General features: G+C 70.9%; 13 protein-coding genes and 1 pseudogene. 3 read left to right on the top strand and 11 right to left on the bottom strand.

All coding sequences use genetic code 11. From position 1 onward, the window contains the following. Window positions 1-53: 53 nt before the first annotated feature. From ACTMTF_RS14195 to ACTMTF_RS14155, 9 genes and pseudogenes are all read right to left on the bottom strand, one after another. On the bottom strand, window positions 54-782 hold the full coding sequence (locus ACTMTF_RS14195) for an AAA family ATPase (protein WP_441111013.1): 729 nt from the start codon (window positions 780-782) through the stop codon (window positions 54-56). A 144-nt stretch (window positions 783-926) separates the two neighbouring features. Next, window positions 927-1,319: pseudogene (locus ACTMTF_RS14190) on the bottom strand (NUDIX hydrolase); the annotation flags it as partial. Between the two features lie 57 nt (window positions 1,320-1,376). Beyond that, window positions 1,377-1,604, bottom strand: coding sequence for a hypothetical protein (locus tag ACTMTF_RS14185; RefSeq protein WP_441111012.1), 228 nt, complete (start codon window positions 1,602-1,604; stop codon window positions 1,377-1,379). 185 nt (window positions 1,605-1,789) lie between these two features. Then, window positions 1,790-2,185, bottom strand: coding sequence for a hypothetical protein (locus tag ACTMTF_RS14180; RefSeq protein WP_441111011.1), 396 nt, complete (start codon window positions 2,183-2,185; stop codon window positions 1,790-1,792). Beyond that, window positions 2,182-3,486, bottom strand: a complete 1,305-nt coding sequence (locus ACTMTF_RS14175) for a hypothetical protein (RefSeq protein ID WP_441111010.1) — start codon at window positions 3,484-3,486, stop codon at window positions 2,182-2,184. The genes ACTMTF_RS14180 and ACTMTF_RS14175 overlap by 4 nt, the downstream gene beginning before the upstream one ends. Further along, a complete protein-coding gene (locus ACTMTF_RS14170) occupies window positions 3,483-4,670 on the bottom strand; it encodes a hypothetical protein (protein WP_441111009.1) in 1,188 nt (395 codons plus the stop codon). Before ACTMTF_RS14170 ends, ACTMTF_RS14175 begins: the two co-directional genes overlap by 4 nt. 54 nt (window positions 4,671-4,724) lie before the next feature. Continuing rightward, entirely contained in the window at window positions 4,725-6,512 is a 1,788-nt protein-coding gene (locus ACTMTF_RS14165; RefSeq protein WP_441111008.1) for an FtsX-like permease family protein, read from the bottom strand. 5 nt (window positions 6,513-6,517) lie between these two features. Then, complete coding sequence (locus ACTMTF_RS14160) at window positions 6,518-7,258, bottom strand: ABC transporter ATP-binding protein (protein WP_441111007.1); 741 nt, start codon at window positions 7,256-7,258, stop codon at window positions 6,518-6,520. Continuing rightward, window positions 7,255-7,788: a PadR family transcriptional regulator gene (locus ACTMTF_RS14155; protein ID WP_441111006.1), complete on the bottom strand. Its 534-nt coding sequence runs from the start codon at window positions 7,786-7,788 to the stop codon at window positions 7,255-7,257. Before ACTMTF_RS14155 ends, ACTMTF_RS14160 begins: the two co-directional genes overlap by 4 nt. A gap of 149 nt (window positions 7,789-7,937) precedes the next feature. Here ACTMTF_RS14155 and ACTMTF_RS14150 point away from each other — a divergent pair, with 149 nt between their 5' ends. The 3 genes from ACTMTF_RS14150 to ACTMTF_RS14140 all read left to right on the top strand — a co-directional run bounded on the left by ACTMTF_RS14150 (window position 7,938) and on the right by ACTMTF_RS14140 (window position 12,719). Beyond that, a complete protein-coding gene (locus ACTMTF_RS14150) occupies window positions 7,938-9,470 on the top strand; it encodes a hypothetical protein (RefSeq protein ID WP_441111005.1) in 1,533 nt (510 codons plus the stop codon). A gap of 70 nt (window positions 9,471-9,540) precedes the next feature. Continuing rightward, complete coding sequence (locus tag ACTMTF_RS14145; protein WP_441111004.1) at window positions 9,541-12,057, top strand: DUF4118 domain-containing protein; 2,517 nt, start codon at window positions 9,541-9,543, stop codon at window positions 12,055-12,057. After that, window positions 12,054-12,719 carry a response regulator gene (locus ACTMTF_RS14140; RefSeq protein WP_441111003.1) on the top strand — a complete coding sequence of 222 codons (666 nt, stop codon included), beginning with the start codon at window positions 12,054-12,056 and terminating at the stop codon, window positions 12,717-12,719. Before ACTMTF_RS14145 ends, ACTMTF_RS14140 begins: the two co-directional genes overlap by 4 nt. A 5-nt stretch (window positions 12,720-12,724) precedes the next feature. Here ACTMTF_RS14140 and ACTMTF_RS14135 read toward each other — a convergent pair whose 3' ends face one another. Together ACTMTF_RS14135 and ACTMTF_RS14130 are read right to left on the bottom strand one after the other, a co-directional pair. Continuing rightward, the gene (locus ACTMTF_RS14135; RefSeq protein WP_441111002.1) at window positions 12,725-14,635 is read right to left on the bottom strand and encodes an amino acid transporter; all 1,911 of its coding nucleotides are present in this window, start codon (window positions 14,633-14,635) and stop codon (window positions 12,725-12,727) included. 108 nt (window positions 14,636-14,743) lie between these two features. Then, window positions 14,744-15,388 carry a TetR/AcrR family transcriptional regulator gene (locus tag ACTMTF_RS14130; RefSeq protein WP_441111001.1) on the bottom strand — a complete coding sequence of 215 codons (645 nt, stop codon included), beginning with the start codon at window positions 15,386-15,388 and terminating at the stop codon, window positions 14,744-14,746. Between the last annotated feature and the right edge of the window lie 55 nt (window positions 15,389-15,443).

Genomic DNA, 15,443 nt, shown 5'->3' with positions numbered 1-15,443 from the left:
TTGTCAAGGGCTGCGTCACGGCGCACCACATGCTGGTGTGAAACGTCCCTGCCTCAGTCAGCGTCCAAGGCGTAGCGCAGGTAGAAGTCCGGCTTGGCCATGAACCGCCGCCAGTGGTCGACCAGCTGGAGGTTCTCCCACTCCGCCGGGTGCATGCCGTCTTCGCTCAGCTCAATGATCTGAGCCCCTGGCAGACTGGCGAGGATCGGCGAATGGGTGGCGCAGACGATCTGGCCGCCCTCGCCCGCGACGCGGTTCATGAGGGCGACCAGGCGTACGCACGACTGGAAGGACAGCGCGGCCTCGGGTTCGTCCATCAGATAGAGCCCCGGCCCGGACACCATGCGTTCGAGAACGGTGAAGAACCCCTCGCCGTGTGACTGCTCCGTAAGGTCGTCTTCCCAGAACCCGTGCATGCCGGAAACGTTCCGTCCGAGATTGAACAGTGTTTCGGCGCGGAAGAAGAACGCGCGCCGCTTGGGGCGAGGACCGTGCAAGAGGCGCAGTCCCGCTGCGGTGAGTTCGGCGTCCAGAACCTCCCCGAGTGGGGTGAGCTCGCCAGTTGAGGAGTACTTGGTCCCCGCCTTGCCGCCCTCGGAATTGATGCCGCACACATCGGCGATGGCCTCGACCAGGGTCGACTTCCCTGACCCGTTCTCACCCACCAGGAAGGTGACCTGACGGGTGAAGGCCAGCCCATGCTCGACCAGATGACGCACCGGAGGCAGATTTCCGGACCAGCCGCTTGGCAACCGCGGAGCCTCAAGCCGGGTCAACAGCACCGCTACCGCCTTCCGCCTCATCCAAAGGCACGTCTCGCCTTGAGCGTCCGCTCGGCTCATGATGTCTATCGATACCTCGACCATCCTGTCAGCAGGCCCCGAACCTCGGACATCGATGCTCGGGGCCCGTTGTCGGGCCCTGGATCAGACTGCGGCGACGCTGGCGGCAAGCCGTGCGGTGGGCAGGTCGACTGGTGAACGCCAGGCGAATGCGGTGACCTCGGCGATTTGGATGGAGACCTTGCTGTCCTTGACCCAGAAGGCGAACCGGAAGTCGGCGTGTAGGTGTGCCGGTTCCTGCTTGGCAGGGTTGGCGGGGATTTCGTGAACGTCGATGTCCACGGGGACGATGTCGTGCGCGGGCGGGGAGACGGCGTGCTGCCAGGGAATGCCGGTCTCCTCCTCCAGCTCTCGCAGGGCCGCGCCGTACAGGGAACGGTCCTGAGGTTCGACGTGGCCACCAGGCAGGAGCCAGCGGTCCAGCGCCCGATGGTGGATCATCAGGATACCGCCGGCGACGTTGATGGCGGCGGCGCTGCATGTGACGTGGAGCGGGAAGGTAGCGCGTCAGGACGGTATGGATCTCCTCGCGGGTCACTGTCCTGACCCTCCATGGAAATAGGCGAGCCAGGTCGCCGCAATCGACTTCCGGACTTCTCCCGGAACCTCCCACATGCCCGGATCGTTTTCAGTGCTGGCCAGCACTGCGAGCGCGGCCAGGATCTCGGCCTGTACGAGCAGGATGAACGAGCCGACCGACGCGCCGTGGAGGAAGTTGACGGCGTTCCCGTCCGCGGCCGCAATGTCGGAGATGCGGGCCACCCCCTCCAGGAAGGCGGGTCGTTCGGCGAGCAGGTGTGTGATGGCCAGGCTTGAAGGGCGGTCGATGATGGGGATGGAATCCGCTACACGGCGGAAGAACGCTGTGACGCGCCCACGCTCGAAGTAACATGGGAAGTTGGCGGCTTTCGTCGGTCGGCGGCTCTGTGTGCTTCTGAGGCGATCGTCTATTCAGCGATCAGTGTCCTGACGGCGAGTTGCTCCTCGCCGGCGGGGCCGTCGAGCCGGATCGACAGCTCCCAGACGCCGCTCATCGTGAACAGCTCGCCTGCGGCCACGAAGCGGCCGGGCGCACGCTCGGTGGCGGAGATCTCGGGTGTGGAATGTCCCATCTGGGTCATGACCGCCGACAGGGCCACGGCGTCGGCGTCGCCCTCGCTCACCTCGATCTCCACGGTGACCTGGCCGGGAGCCGGGTCCGCGATGCGGACGGTGGCGGTGTAGTGGGCGCCCGTCGTGGTCAGGTCGACCGGTTCTGCGGTCGTGCTCCTGCCCACGGCGAACAGTGCCACTGCGGCGGCCACGAGCGTGGCCGTGGCCACGGCCTGCCATCTCTTGATCATTGGGCCTCCGTCACGTTCACGGTGAAGGGGGCGGTCACGATGCGGTCCGCGACGGCGTACTGGATCCAGGCGAGGTAGCGGCCCGGTTCGGGGAAGCTGAAGGTGAAGCGCACCCGCGATCCCGGCGCGCTCATCTCGTGTACGTGGCCGAAGAAGCGGCCGTCCGCACTCCGGATGAGCAGGTGGCCGGTCATGCCGAGCCAGGTCCGGACGCCGGCGGGGGTGTCCAGTTCGATCGTCGTCGGACGGCCCGCGACGGGCACGGCGGGTTGTAGCCGCGGCGTACCGGCCTGCACGTTGGGTTGTAGTCGCGGAGTACCGGCCGGCGTGCCGGGTGTACGGGCTTCACCTGGGGACTTGGCCGTCCCGCCGACGGTGAAGTCCGCGGCGACGAGTTGCCCGCCTGAGTCCTCCCGTTCGACCTCGACGTGCGCCAGGTACCTGCCGGGGCGGTCGGCGGTCAGCCTGACCTCCAGGTGCCCGGGCGCCGTGCGCAGGGGGTGCACGTGGCGGAAGTAATGTCCGTCCTCGCTGGTGACGACCACGTGGGCGAGCGCCTCGTGGTGCGCGGTGAGGTCGTCGACGGGCCGCCCGGTGGAGCCGTCGACGAGATCGACCCGGAGGGTGAACTCCGCGCCCGCCGCCGGCCGGGCCGGCACCGTCTCCATGCGGACCTGCGCGTACGGCCGCCCTTGCGCCGTCGATGTGGTGGGAGTGGGGGCGGCGCCGTCAGGTGGGGGCCCCGGTACCTGCGATTCGAACACGATGACCATGGCGGCGACCGTCACCCCGGCTGCCGCGCCCGCGGCCAGCGCCATCGCCCGTCCCGGCCGGGCCGCCGCCCCGGTGAGCAGGCCGCCCACCAGCAGGAGCGCGGCCACGAACAGGCCGCCGTAGATGAGGATCTCACCCGCCGACTCGCGTTCGACGAGGACGCGGAACGGGATGACGGCGGTCTGGTCCCCGGCGCTCAGTTTCAGCTCGTACGGCCCGGTCCGCTCCACCTGGAGTTGCGTGTACTGCGGGTTCGCCGTCGCCTGGGCGGTGCCGGTCACCGTGCGGTCGTCCTCGACCGAGCGGACCTCCAGGCCGATGGGCAGTCCGGACACCGGCTGGTAGGCGATGACGCCGATCCGCAGCGGCCCCGGCACCCGGGTCGTTCCTTTCACCACCACGGTCACCTCGGTGCCGGCGATCGTCTGGGCGATCCGCAGGTCCGCCCCCGCCGTGACGTTGTGCGCGGCGGCGGGGACGGCCAGCACCAGCACGAGGGCGGCGGCGAGGCACAGGACGCGGATCATGCCCGCCCGGCGCCGGGCCCGACCGGCTCGGCAACACCAGCATTCGGCGAATCCGGCTCGGCAGCGACGGCGTCGGGCGGAGCCGGCTGGGCGATGACCGCGTCGGGCAGGAGCAGGGCCCCGAGTGCCAGCCCGATCAGCCCGGCGACGATCGGCGCGCCGGTCCACATCTCGGGCATGGTCGGCAGGCCGCCCCCCGTGGCCGAGGCGACCCCGATGTACAGCGACCAGGTGGCGAAGGCCGACAGCCCGGCGAAGGCCCAGTAGGCGGCGCGCCGCTCACCCGACGGCCGGAGCCGGCGGATCAGCAGGTCGCTCACGAACCCGGCGGCCACGAACGACAACAGGATCGGCACGTTGCGGAACGCCGCCTGGGCACCCGGCATGAGCACCATGATCGTGTACATGACGGTCACCGAGCCGAACGGCAACGACCAGCGGCGCACCAGGAACAGCACCGGGCTGAGCATGACGACGTTGGCGACGACCATGGCGACGGCCACTTGCTCGGCGCCCGGGCCCACGGGTCGGGGACCGGCGCCCTGCCCGGCGCCCGAGTCCTGCAGCATGGAGAACGCCTGGACGATGTCTTGAGGGCGGTACTGTACGGCGTCGCCGTACGACAGGAACAGCGAGACCAGCGTGGCGGCGAACGCGAGCCCGATCAGCGCCGGCAGCAGGCGGCCGAGCGACGGCCGGGAGCCGATGTCGGGGGCGTGCCACGCCGAGCGCAGCGGTGTCGTGATGATGAGCATCATCGTCACGACGAGGCCGAGGTGTGACGGGCTGAATAAGATGTCGATGGTCGTCTCGATGCCGAGGATGGTGTGCCACAGCATGTCGACGAGCCCGAAGGCGGCGAACGCGGGCACCGCCACCAGCCCGGCGAGATACCCGGTCGGAACGGCCGCGAGCCCCTGCCGTCCGGCACGCACGTTGCGCCACACCTGCCAGATGATCCAGCCCGCGATCACGGCGAACCCGGAGTAGAACACCGCGTGCCATGGCGTGAAGAACGTCTCCAGCTCCGCCAGGTTGCTGTGCGCCCATGCGTCGATCATCAGTCCGACTCCGAACCAGATGCCGAGCAGCGCCGTCACCAGGTCGGTCCTGGGAGACACCCAGCCGCGGGGTTCTCCGGTGTCCACCATGAAGCGCCGGATACCGGCGGCGTCAGATGCCATGTCATGATTCCTTTCCATCGATCGAATAGATTCGTACAGGCGTTGCCGGGCCGGTCAGGCCGTTTCGGCGCTGAGAACCTGCGCCACGGGCTGTCGGGCCGCCAGGCGTGCCGGTAGGGCGGTGAGCGCCGCCGTCGCCAGGAGAGTCGCGAGCGCGGCGCCGAGCAGCCAGGAGGAGGGGGCGTCCACCGCGTTCCCGGCGGCGAAGAGCGAGAGCAGGCCGCCGCCCAGCGGGATGCCGATGACGACACCGGGCAGGCTGGGCAGGAGCTGGGCGATGGACAGCCCTGCGGAGACCTGTCCAGGGGTGGCGCCGAGGGTGCGGGCGATGGCCATGTTCGCCCGGGCCTCCATGGCGGTGGTCCAGGTGAACGTGATGGTGTTCACGACGGCGAGCGTGATCAGCAGGATGGCGACGGCGAGCATCAGCCGGCGATCGTGCTCGCCCCGCAGGTTGGGCAGGACGGAGGAGCCGTCCAGGCCGTAGCCCCTCTCCGGATGGGCGTAGAGGGTCAGCAGGGCGACGATCGCGATCATCGTGGTGGCGGTGGAGCACGCCTGCAGCAGGGCGCGGCCCGGCCGGCGGGCGGTCAGCCGCAGCCCGAGCAGCAGCGGCGTGGGCAGCAGCGCGGACAGCGCGGTGAGCCACGGGCGGTGACGGGGCTGGTGCGCGGTGGCGGTCAGCGCCGTGACGGTCGCCGTACGCAGGGCACGCAGCGTGGGGCGCAGGGTGGACAGCACCGCCACCACCACGGCCAGGACGGTCACCGCCGCGACCGTGGCGGCGGCAGGCCCGGCGGCGTCGCCGATCCGGCTGGCGGTGGGGCTGGCGATGGCGGGCGCGGCCAGGCGGGCGATCACCAGCCCCAGCGCGTCGCCGGCCAGCGCCAGCGCCAGGTACTCGGTGAGCAGGACGGTGGCGATCAGGCCCGGGGTGGCGCCGACGGCCTTGAGCAGCCCGGCCCGGCGCGTCTGCTCGACGGCGCGTCCCGCGGCCAGCGCCGCCACTCCGGTGATGGCCAGGAAGCTGAGCAGCCAGCTGCCGACGACCAGGATCGGCCGACTGTTCTCAAGGATGACCATGTCCTGCCCGGCCGTGAACTGCCAGGAGCGGAAGTTGAGCCTCACAGGGAAGTCGCGGTGGGCCTCGCGGAAGGCCTCGGTGGTGGCGGGGTCGCGCAGCTTGAGATCCAGGGCCATGGTCACCGGCAGGTCCTGGGACGACGCCAGCGTCCGGGCATCTGATCGGGTCATCCAGGCCAGGCCGCTGTAGTCGCTGCCACCGCCGTACGGGCCGATCTGCTGGGCCCCGGGGTAGACGGAGGTGGCCGCGGTGACGGCGATCCCGGCGACGGGGTACGACCGGCCGGCGATGGTGACGCGGTCGCCGACGCCGACGCCCAGCGCGGTGGCGAAACCGCGTTCGAGGACCGTGCCGCCGGAGCGTACCCAGTGGCCCGAGGTCAGCAGCGGGCGGTTGACCGCGCCGGGCGTCTCGGCGAAGCCGTGCACCACCACGTTGGAGGTGCGGCCGCGTGCGGTGAGGTCGGCGTACACGATGCGATAAGGACCATGGTGGGCGACCACTTCGGGATCGTCCGCCAGCGAGGCCAGGGCCGAGGTCACGGCGGGGTCTGTGCCGCCGGAGAGCGCCACCACGTCCGGCCCGGCGGTGGCCGCGCGGGTCTGCTCGTACAGCGAGTCGCTCACGCTGCGCAGGGACAGGCCCAGGGCCATCGTGGCGGTGGCCACGGTCACCGCGAGCAGGAGCATCACGGCCTGGATTTTGTGCCGGCGCAGGTCAGCCAGCACCAGGCGCGCGACGAGCACGATGGAGCCCATGACGTTCAGCCCTCCAGCCCGATCAGCCCGCCGAGCCCGCGCCCGGGGGAGCCGGCCAGCCAGGTGTCGTCGACGAACATCCCGTCGCGCATCGAGACCAGCCGATCGGCCGTGGCCGCCACCCGCTCGTCATGCGTGACGATGACGAAGGTCTGCCCCGCGGCACGCAGCTCCTCGAAGATTCTCAGCACGTCGAGGGTCGCCGCGGTGTCGAGGTTGCCGGTCGGCTCGTCGGCCAGGACGACCTGCGGTTCGTTGACCAGCGCGCGAGCGACGGCGACCCGCTGGCGCTGCCCGCCCGACAGTTGTGACGGCAGGTGCCGGGCGCGGTCGGCGAGCCCGACCCGGTCCAGCAGCAGGCTCGCGTGGCGCCTGGCCTGGCGGCGCGAGCGCCCGGCCAGCAGCGCGGGCAGTTCCACGTTCTCGGCCGCCGACAACTCCTCCATCAGATGGAAGGCCTGGAAGACGAACCCCACCGACCGGCGCCGCATGCGCGCCAGAGCTCGCTCGCTCAGCGTGTCGATGCGCCGCCCGGCCATCCACACCTCGCCACCGGTCGGCCGCTCCAGGCCACCCAGCAGGTGCAGCAGAGTGGATTTCCCGCAGCCGCTGGGCCCCATCACCGCCAGCATCTGCCCTTCGGGCACGTCCAGGTCGACCTCGTCCACCGCGTGGACCCGGCTCTGGCCCTGACCATGCGTCTTCACCAGGCCGCAGGCCCGGAGCGTGGCACTTGACACGTTCATCCACCCTCGACGTCGTCTTCGACCTTGGACCAGGCCCGCTCACAGGCATCCAGCCAGCGCAGGTCCGCCTGCAACCGCAGCACGACCCCCTCCAGCAACAGGCCGGCGCCCGACCCCGGCGGCTCGGCCAGCGCCGCCCGCTGCGCCTCGCGCAGGCGGCGCAGCAGCTCACGGCGCTGCGCCGCCACCAGCTCCACAGGGTCGGCCAGCCGGGCCGCGCGGGCGGCGGCGAGCTTGAGATGGAACTCCGCCAGGTCCGGTTTAGGCCAGCCCACCTCGGCCAGCCAGGCGGCCACCCGCTGCTGCCCGGCCGGCGTCAGCGCGTAGACCTTGCGCTCGGGCCGCTCGGGCAGACCGTCCGCGCGCTCGCAGACGACGAGCCCCGCCTTCTCCAGCCGCGCCAAGGTCACATAGATCTGGCCGCGGTTCATCGACTCGCCCAGCGGGCCGAGGCTCTGCCGCAGGCGAGCATGCAGGTGGTAGCCGTGCGTCGGCTCCTTGGCCAGCATCGCCAGCACTGCGTCCTGCATCCCACTCCCCTAACGGTTAGCTAATAGATAGCGGTTGCCTATACGAGGTGTCAAAACGACCCCGCTGCCCTGGCCTGACCGTTACTGTCTGCCCGGCCGGATAGGGTTCGTGATCATTTGTGAAGATCACGTAAGAAGGGCGGGCCGCCGTGGTCTCCGTAGCGAGCAGCGGGCCGAAGCGGATTCAGCCGGTGTTCTGGTGGTGGCTGGCGGCCTCGTACGCGGTGTGGGAGATCTTCCGGCCCATCCTGGTGCCGCCTCGGCGGATCACGTGCTTCGGGATGCCGACCGTGCACCCGGTCAGCGACGCCCGCCGTGCCGCCGCCGACGTGGCCGAGATGATCGGTGACGTGCTGTATTCGGCGGCGCCCTTCCTCCTGGTGGTGATCGCCGTGTTCGCGACCAGGCACCACGGCGCTCGGGTGCCCCTGCGCGTCGCCGCGCTGGGGCTCGGGATCCTCGCGCTGCCTGAGGCACTGGTGATCGTCGAGGAGCTGCTCGCCCCGCCAGGGGGGCCGCCGCCCGGCTGTCTGCCGGAGCCGCCGCCGGCGCTGCTCCGGATCCTGTCGATCGCGCTGTCATGGGTCGTCTCCCCGCTGACGCTGGTCCTGCTGGCCGGTGCGGCCGGCACGCGCGTACGCCCCGACCGCGGCTCCGTCCTGCGGCTGATCGGGGCGATCGGGGTGGTCGCGCTCCTCGTGCCGGCCGTGCTGATCCTGCCGGGCCGGCTGGCCGGACCTCCGGTGGCGGACGACGGCACGCCACGCTACGCGGTGCTCGGCAACGGTATGCCCGAGACGGTGGACCTGCTGACCGGACGGGTCGCCCATGCGTACCTGCCCTATCTCGGCAGGCGCGTGGCACAGGTTCGGGCGATCGCCGCCACCCCGCAGCCGGGTGAGTACGTCGTCAGCGTGCGACTGGCGAGCGGCCAGGACGAATACTCCCCACGGGGACACGTCTCGCGCTTGCACCGCTTCACGGTGGACGCCGACGGCCAGGCGAAGCTGGGCGAGGCCCTGTCCGGCCGGCTGACCGGGATGGTGAACCATGTCGTGGTCTCGCCCGAGGGCCGCATCGCCTACACCCGCGCGACCGAGGACCGCGACCGGCAGGCGAAGTCGTACGCGGGCGTGCTCGGCCCGCACCGGGAGTGGCCCGCGAAGACGTACGGTCTGTACTGGAGAGACGCTCACACCCTGGCGCTGCCGGACGACCTCGGCGTCACCCCGATCACGCCGGGCTCGGCGACCGGTCCCTTCGAGTGGTGGGAGGCGGCCATCGACGTGCGGCTGCCCCCGTCGGACCCACGCTCGACGAAGGGACGGGTCCCGGCCCCGAGGGAGGCCGGCAGCCACACCCTGCCTCTCCCGCTGCCGGGCGGCCGGACCCTGCGGGTGCGCCACGGCAGCTACGAGGAGCGGTCACAGGTGCTGCTGTACGAGGGTGACCGGAAGGTGGCCACGGTGCTCACGCTCGACTGCGGCGACATCGTGTCACTGGCCGCGGACCCGTTCGGCCGGCATGTCCTGATCGGCAAGGACAACGAGAACGAGTCGGTCGCCGGGCACAATCCGTGCGGCGGCAAGAGCTACGAACTGCTGCGTCTCAGCCTCGCGGCCGGGTTCGGCCACAAGGTCGTCTGGCGGGGGGACACCTCGGTCCATGGTCTCACCTGGTAACCCAGACCGCAGCTCCGGACGTCCGGAGCGCGGCACGTAGCCTTGGCCGCATGAGCGAGCGTCACGGGTCATGACCAGAGGTCGTCTGCGGGTCTATGTGGGCGCCGCGCCAGGAGTCGGCAAGACGTACGCGATGCTGAGCGAGGGGCGGCGGGCTCGCGAGCGGGGCAAGGACGTGGTGGTGGGTCTCGTCGAGGACCACGGCCGGCGGCACACCGCCGCGCTGCTCGACGGCCTGGAGGTGATCCCGCGCAAGCGCCTGGTCCACGGGAGCGCCGAGCTGGACGTCGAGGCGGTCGTCGCACGGGCGCCGAAGGTCGCGCTGATCGACGAGCTGGCCCACACCAACGCGCCGGGCTCGGCCAACGCCAAGCGGTGGCAGGACGTCGACGTGATCCTCGACGCCGGGATCGACGTGGTGTCCACCGTCAACATCGAGCACCTGGAGTCGGTGAGCGACGTCGCCCAGGCGATCACCGGCATGCCGCAGCCGGAGACCGTGCCGGACGAGGTGGTGCGCCGGGCCGACCAGGTCGAGCTGGTCGACATGGCGCCCGAGGCGCTGCGCCGCCGCCTGGCGCACGGTGACGTGTACGCCGCGGGGGAGGTGGACGCGGCCCTGTCGAACTACTTCCGGGTGGGCAACCTCACCGCGCTGCGCGAGCTGGCCCTGCTCTGGGTCGCCGGCAAGGTCGACGACCAGCTCGGCCGCTACCGCGCCGAGCATGGCATCGCCGGCACCTGGGAGGCGCGCGAGCGGGTCGTCGTCGCCCTCACGGGCGGCCCCGAAGGCGACACGCTGGTACGGCGGGCCGCCCGCATCGCCGCCCGGAACACGGGTGCCGACCTGCTCGCCGTGCACGTGACCCCGGCGGCCGGGACGCCCGGCGCCGACCCGCCCGGCCTGGCCCGCCTGCGCATCCTGGTGGAGAGCCTGGGAGGCTCCTACCATCACGTCGTCGGCGAGGACATCCCGCGCGCGCTGCTCGACTTCGCCCGCGGGGTGAACGCCACCCAGCTGGTGCTGGGCGCCTCCCGCAGGGGACGTTTCGCGCAGGTCATGTCGCGCGGCGTCGGCGTCACCGCCACCGCGCTGTCCGGCTCGATCGACGTGCACATGGTCACGCACGAGGAGGCGAGCCGGGGCCGCCCGCAGTGGTCGCCCTCGCGGACGGCGCTGCCCCCGAACCGCCGGCTGGCCGGGTGGGTGATGGCGGTGGCCGGGATCCCGGCGCTGACGTCCGTGCTGCTGCCGGTCGCGGACGACCTGGCGCCCTCCAGCGAGATGTTGCTGCTGCTGTTCGCGGTGGTCGGCGTCGCCCTCACCGGCGGCATGTGGCCCGCGCTCACGGCGGCCGTGGGGGCGTCACTGCTGATCAACCTGTTCTTCACGCCGCCCGTCGGCCTCTTCGCCATCGCCGACCCGGAGAACATCCTGGCGCTGACCGTGTTCATCCTGGTGGCGGCGGCGGTCAGCGTGATCGTGGACATCGCCGCCCGGCGCACCAGGGAGGCGGCCAGGGCCGGCGCCGAGGCCGAGCTGCTGTCCACCCTGGCGGGCCACGTCCTGCGCGGTGAGGCCGCCGTCCCGTCGCTGCTCGCGCGCATGCGGGAGACGTTCGGGCTGGTCTCGGTGACGCTGCTGGAACGGCACGCCGAGCCGGCCCCCGACGACCTGGCCGAGCCGGGACGCTGGCGGATCGTCGCCACGTCCGGCGGCCCGCCCGCCACCTGCCCGGCCGCCGCCGACACGGCGGTGGTGATCGATCCCCAGCTCGTGCTCACGGCTCGCGGCAGGCTGTCGGACGCGGCCGACCGGCGGGTGCTGGAGGCGTTCGCCGCCGAGGCGGCGGTGGCACTGCGGCACGAACGCCTGGAGCGAGAGGCCGAGCTGGCCCGGCCGCTGGCCGAGGCCGACCGGATGCGCACCGCCCTGCTCGCCGCCGTCAGCCACGACCTGCGCACGCCGCTCGCCTCGGCCAAGGCCGCCGTGGAGAGCCTGGCCGACACCGGCATGCCCTGGAGCGAGCAGGACCGCGCCGAGCTGCTCGAATCCGCCCAGGAATCGCTGGCCAAGCTGGAGCGCCTGGTGATCAATCTGCTCGACATGAGCCGTCTGCAGGCCGGGGTGCTGGGGGTCGAGCTCCAGCCGACCTCGCTGGCTGACGTCCTGCCCGGGGCGGTCGACGACCTGGCCCAGTCGCGTGGCCGCGTCGAGGCCGCCATCGGCTCCGGGGTGCCCGATGTGCTGGCCGATCCGGCGCTGCTGGAAAGGGTGCTGGTCAATCTGATGTCCAACGCGGTCCGCTACAGCCCGCAGGGCGAGAAGGTGCTCGTCACCGCGAGCCGGTACGCCGCCCACGTCGAGGTACGCGTCGTGGACCGTGGTCCCGGCATCCCGCGAGAGGCGTACGAGCAGGTCTTCCTGCCCTTCCAGCGGCTCGGCGACCGCGACAACCATTCGGGCGTCGGGCTCGGGCTGGCTCTGTCCCGGGGGCTGGCCGAGGCGATGGGCGGCGTGCTCGTACCCGATGAGACACCAGGGGGAGGTCTCACCATGATCCTCAGGTTGGGCGTCGCCGCATGACCCGCATCCTCGTCGTCGACGACGAACCCCAGCTCCTGCGCACACTGCGGATCAACCTCGTGGCCCGGCAGTACGAGGTCGCGGTGGCCGCCGACGGCGCCGAGGCCCTGCGCGAGGCGGCCGAATGGCACCCGGACCTGGTCATCCTCGACCTCGGCCTGCCCGATCTGGACGGCATGGACGTCATCCACGGGCTGCGCGGCTGGACCAGCGTCCCGATCATCGTGCTGTCGGGCCGGTCCGGCAACCAGGACAAGGTCGAGGCGCTGGACGCGGGCGCCGACGACTACGTCACCAAGCCCTTCGGCATCGACGAGTTGCTGGCCCGCATCCGCGCCGTCTCCCGCCGGACCGGCCAGGAGGAGGACCTGGCGCCCGTCCGGATCGGCGACCACGAGATCGACCTGACCACCAAGACCGTCTCCGGCGAGGTACGGCTCACCCCGACCGAATGGCACATCCTGGAGATCCTGCTCCGCAACCCCGGCAAACTGGTCAGCCAGCGGCTGCTGCTGTCGGAGGTGTGGGGCGCCAAGTACGTCAAGGAGTTCCACTACCTGCGCCAGTACATGGCCCAGCTGCGCCGCAAACTCGAACGTGACCCGGCGCACCCGGTGCACCTCATCACCGAACCGGGGATGGGCTACCGGTTCACACCCTGAGCGGGTCAGCCGACGTGCACGATCGGGCGGCGGTCGGGGTCGGGCTCGGCCTGGCGGAGCACCTCGCGGGTGAGCGGCGGGATGTCTCCGCCGCCGAAGACCAGATAGCGCAGCAGCGCGCCGATCGGGTTGCCCTCGGCCGCCCAGTGGAAGTAGACGTGCGGCGTCTTCCCTGTCTCGTCGCGCAGGTGCAGCAGCAGGGCGGCGATGGCGTTGGCGACCGTGGTGCTCCGCATCCGCAGCACGCGGAAGCCGTGGCGCTCCTCGCCCACGACGCGCAGCTCGCCGGCGAACTCGGAGGCGTCCGGGATGGTGACCTCCAGGAAGATCGGCCCCTCGCTGGTGCGCAGCCGGTGCAGCTCCCACGCCTCGCGCATCTTGTCGACGTACTCCTTACTGTTGCGGGCGTGGGGTTCGTTGGCGATGAGGTAGATCTCGCCGACCTCGTTGATGAACTGGCGGGCCTGGTCGTCGAGGGTGATCCGGGTGACCCGCAGCTCGGTGGACCGGGTCGCCCGGGAGACCAGCGAGATCACCACGATGGCCAGCACGAACAGCAGGGCGATCACCAGTCCGTCGGGCCGTTCGATGATGTTGGCCACCGTGGCGTAGCCGAAGATCAGCGTGACGACCCCGAAGAAGGCCGCGGCGCGGAGCCGGCCGCCGGTCCAGGCCGACAGGGTCACGGCGACCGCCGCCGACAGGATCAGGGCCAGCACGCCGGTGGCGTAGGCGCCGCCCTGCACCTCCACCTCCGCGTCGAAGAACAGCGTGATGAGCACGGAGACGGCGGTGAACACCAGCACCATCGGCCGGGAGGCGCGTGACCAGTCCGGCGCCATGCCGTACCGGGGGAGATAGCGCGGCACGATGTTGAGCAGCCCGGCCAGCGCGGAGGCGCCGGCGAACCACAGGATGGCGATCGTGGACAGGTCGTAGGCGGTGCCGAACCAGTCACCGAGGTACTCATGGGCCAGGTAGGCGAGCGCCCGCCCGTTGGCCGCGCCTCCCTCGGCGAACTCCTCGGCGGGGATGAGCACGGTGGTGGCGAAACTCGACGTGATCAGGAAGACGCTCATGATCAGCGCTGCCGTGGTCAGCAGCTTGCGCGCGCCCTTGATCCGTACGTCCACCTCGCCTTTGACCAGCGGCATCACGGCGACACCGGTCTCGAAGCCGGACAGGCCGAGGGCGAGCTTGGGCATGATGTACAGGGAGACCGCCACCATGGCGAGCGGGCTGGCGTAGTCGTCGGCCAGCACGTTCCGCCAGTCGGTCACCCGCTCGGGCTCGGCCAGCACGTGGAGGACCGCGGTGGTCACCACGACCAGGTTGAGCAGCAGGTAGACGCCGACGAGGACGACGGCGATGGAGATCGCCTCACTGAACCCGACCAGGAACACCGCGCCCAGGGCGGCGATCAGCACCAGCGTGACCGGCACCTGCCAGCCCGCCAAGGAGTCCGGGACGAACGGGTTGTGCAGGATGTGCGCGGTGGCGTCGGCCGCGGACAGGGTGATCGTCACGATGAACGCGGTGGCCACGAACCCGAGCAGGAACAGCACCAGCAGCTTGCCCCGCCAGCCGGGCAGTAGCCGCTCCAGCATCGACAGTGAGCCCAGCCCGTTCGGGCTCTCCCCGGCCACGGCCCGATAGGTCGGCAGCGCGCCGAACAGGGTGAGCGCCACCAGCAGCAGGGTCGCGACGGGGCTGAGCGCGCCGGCGGCCAGCGCCGCGATGCCCGGCTGGTAGCCCAAAGTGGAGAAGTAGTCCACACCGGTCAGGCACATCACCTGCCACCAGCTGTGGTGATGGTCCGGCTGCGGTTCCGCGAGCTGGCTCTCAGGCCGCTGCAGGCCTTTCAGCATCCACGTGCGCAGCGCCCCTTCCCGTACGGGCTGACCTAATCCGGCCAACTCGGCCACCTCCAGCATCTTTTACGTGCGAAACCGCAAAGGACACTAGTGAGGGTGAGGGCGGCCACCGCATGATCGCGGCATCAAGAAAACGTCAATAATCGGCGGTCAGGGAGGGGAGTAGTCGCCGGGCAGGAGGAGGTTGCGGTGCACCATCTGGTGCAGCCGCACCCGGAACAGCCGCCAAGCCTCTTCGTCGGCGGAGGTCACGGTGGTGCCGGTGTCGTCCAGCATGCCGCCCAGGACGAAGGCCTGGATGCACCAGTTCGTGAAGTACAGCGTGTACTTCAGGTCCGCGTCCTTGTTCAGGTGCCCGGCGGCCATCGCGGGCTCGAAGGCGTCCAGGACGGCCCGCAGAAGGGGCGCGGTGTAGCGCGTCTCGATCTCGTCCACGTGGATGGCGTCGGCCAGCCAGCGGTGCGTCCGGAGCGCGGAGATGTAGGGGTGGCGGGCGGTGAAGTCGATCTGCCTGTCGATCAGCAGGTGGATCGCCCGCGCGCAGTCGGCGGGGTCGTCGCAGTGGAGATCGTCCAGCAGCGCGTCCAGGGCGACGCGTTCCCGCTCGAAGGCGTCCTTCATGACGGCGACGTAGAGCCCCTGTCTGCCGCCGAAGAGCTCCTGGATGACAGAAGGCTGCACTACGGCCGCTTCGGCGATCTGCTGGGTCGAGGTGGCGTCGTACCCGAGAGCGGAGATGAGCCGGGCGGCGACCTGGATGATGTGCTCGGCCTGCTGATTGTCCGAAGAAGCCATGCACAGAAACGTACGTTCACCCTGCCGTCCCCTTCGGGGGCAACCCGCGCGAAAC

Origin of the sequence: Nonomuraea sp. ZG12 (assembly GCF_052068115.1) — a bacterium.
Lineage (GTDB): Bacteria > Actinomycetota > Actinomycetes > Streptosporangiales > Streptosporangiaceae > Nonomuraea.
This window is presented reverse-complemented; position numbering and strand designations above follow the sequence as displayed.

Bases quoted from the DNA above. Each gene is read 5' to 3' on its own strand.
- ACTMTF_RS14180 (WP_441111011.1), bottom strand. From the start codon at position 2,185: ATGATCAAGAGATGGCAGGCCGTGGCCACGGCCACGCTCGTGGCCGCC.
- ACTMTF_RS14155 (WP_441111006.1), bottom strand. From the start codon at position 7,788: ATGCAGGACGCAGTGCTGGCGATGCTGGCCAAGGAGCCGACGCACGGC.
- ACTMTF_RS14165 (WP_441111008.1), bottom strand. From the start codon at position 6,512: ATGGGCTCCATCGTGCTCGTCGCGCGCCTGGTGCTGGCTGACCTGCGC.
- ACTMTF_RS14145 (WP_441111004.1), top strand. From the start codon at position 9,541: ATGACCAGAGGTCGTCTGCGGGTCTATGTGGGCGCCGCGCCAGGAGTC.
- ACTMTF_RS14175 (WP_441111010.1), bottom strand. From the start codon at position 3,486: ATGATCCGCGTCCTGTGCCTCGCCGCCGCCCTCGTGCTGGTGCTGGCC.
- ACTMTF_RS14160 (WP_441111007.1), bottom strand. From the start codon at position 7,258: ATGAACGTGTCAAGTGCCACGCTCCGGGCCTGCGGCCTGGTGAAGACG.
- ACTMTF_RS14130 (WP_441111001.1), bottom strand. From the start codon at position 15,388: ATGGCTTCTTCGGACAATCAGCAGGCCGAGCACATCATCCAGGTCGCC.
- ACTMTF_RS14140 (WP_441111003.1), top strand. From the start codon at position 12,054: ATGACCCGCATCCTCGTCGTCGACGACGAACCCCAGCTCCTGCGCACA.
- ACTMTF_RS14170 (WP_441111009.1), bottom strand. From the start codon at position 4,670: ATGGCATCTGACGCCGCCGGTATCCGGCGCTTCATGGTGGACACCGGA.